The 1,848-nt window shown below is 66.5% G+C and carries 1 protein-coding gene; it reads left to right on the top strand.

All coding sequences use genetic code 11. The annotated features are described in order from the left end of the window. Window positions 1-295: 295 nt before the first annotated feature. Window positions 296-1,848 (top strand): MFS transporter (locus tag ACE3S9_RS19160; protein WP_374548073.1); only part of this gene is annotated, 1,553 nt, incomplete at its 3' end.

Consider the following 1,848-nt stretch of genomic DNA (forward strand, 5'->3'; position numbering starts at 1 on the left):
GTGACGAATTCATGATCGAACGGCATGCCGCGCCAGCGCCAGACATAGCCGGAGCCGGTCACCACAATGACGGGCGCGGCGATCCCGACGAGCGAGGCGATCAGAGCCGGATTCATGACGGCGGCGCCGGGACAGCGGACAAGACAACCTCGCGAGGCTGGCGCGAGCGGCGCCGATTCGACGCTCGCACCCTATCGTCGGCCGTGGCGGGGCGGCAAGCCGCCCCGATCTCCCGCGGCGCGATTGTTTTTTAACGCTCGGCGAGGCCTAATCGCGCCCTTCTTCGGAGTGTCTTATGTTCGCGCTTCTGGCCCAGAAACGTTTCGCGCCCTTGTTCTGGACGCAATTCCTTGCCGCCTTCAACGATAATTTCCTCAAGAACGCGCTGATTTTCCTCATCATGTACAAGATGTCGGGGCCGCATGCGGAATCCTTGATCACCTTGGCCGGCGCGATCTTCATCCTGCCCTTCTTCGTCCTGTCCGGCCTTGGCGGCCAGCTTGCCGACCGCTACGACAAGGCCTTGCTCGCCCGCCGGATCAAATTCGTCGAGATTTTCGCCGCTTTGGTCGCCGTCGCCGGCTTCGCCTGGCAGTCCGTGCCGGTGCTTTTCCTCGCGCTCGCCTTGTTCGGCGTGCTGTCGACGCTGTTCGGCCCGATCAAATATGGCATCCTGCCCGACCATCTGTACAAATCGGAGCTTCCGGCCGGCAATGCGCTGATCGAAGGCGCGACCTTCATCGCCATCCTGCTGGGCACTATTGTCGGCGGCCTCGCCTCGCGCGACGGCGGCGATCCGGCGACCATTTCGGGCGCCATGCTGCTGGTCGCCGTCGGCTGCTATGCCGCCAGCCGCTTCATCCCGCCGACCGGCGGCGAAGCGCCCGATCTGACCATCGACGCCAATATCTTCCGCTCGACGCGCGATCTGCTGCAGGACCTGTGGGCCGACAAGAGGCTGTGGCGCGCCGGCGTCATGGTCAGCCTGTTCTGGATGTTCGGCGCCATCGCTCTGTCCGTCCTGCCGCCGATGATCAAAATGCGGATGGGCGGCGAGGAAATGGTGGTCAGCATCTATCTCAGCCTGTTCGCCATTTCGGTGGCGCTGGGCTCGGCGCTTGGTTCGTTTTTCTGCAGCGGCCGCATCGTGCTGCTGCCGGCGCCCATCGCCACGCTGGCGCTTGGCCTGTTCGCGGCGGACCTCGCCTTCGCGCTCCACGCCATGGCGCCAGCGGCGGCCGAGCTTCACGCCGGCGCGTTCTTCCGGCAGCCCGCCGCCTGGCGCGTCGGAATCGACCTCGCCGGCATGGCGGTCGCGGGCGGCGTGCTGGCGGTGCCGAGCTTCGCCGCCGCGCAGGCCTGGGCGCCGGCCGAGCGGCGCGCGCGCATCGTCGCCGCCATCAATGTGCTGAACGCCGCCTTCATGGTGGTGGGGGCGCTCGCCGTCACCGCTCTACAGGCCAAGGGCCTCGGGCTCGACGGCGTCTTCGCCTTGATGGCGGTCGCGGCGGCTATCAGCGCGATCTGGATGTTCGCGCGGCTGCCGACCAATCCGATGCGCGATTTCCTGTCGATCCTGTTCCGCGCCTTCTACCGGCTGGAGGTGAAGGGGCGCGACAATATCGCCAAGGCCGGCCCGAACGCCATTATCGCGCTGAACCATGTCAGCTTTCTCGATGCGGCGCTGGCGCTGTCGCTGCTGGAAGACGAGCCGATCTTCGCCATCGACTCCAGCATTGCGCAACGCTGGTGGGTCACGCCGTTCCTGCGTTTCGTGCGCGCCTTGCCGCTCGACCCGACCAAGCCGATGGCGACGCGCAGCCTGATCCAGGCCGTGCGCAAGGGCGA

It is taken from the genome of Rhodoblastus sp. (genome assembly GCF_041915505.1).
Lineage (GTDB): Bacteria > Pseudomonadota > Alphaproteobacteria > Rhizobiales > Beijerinckiaceae > Rhodoblastus.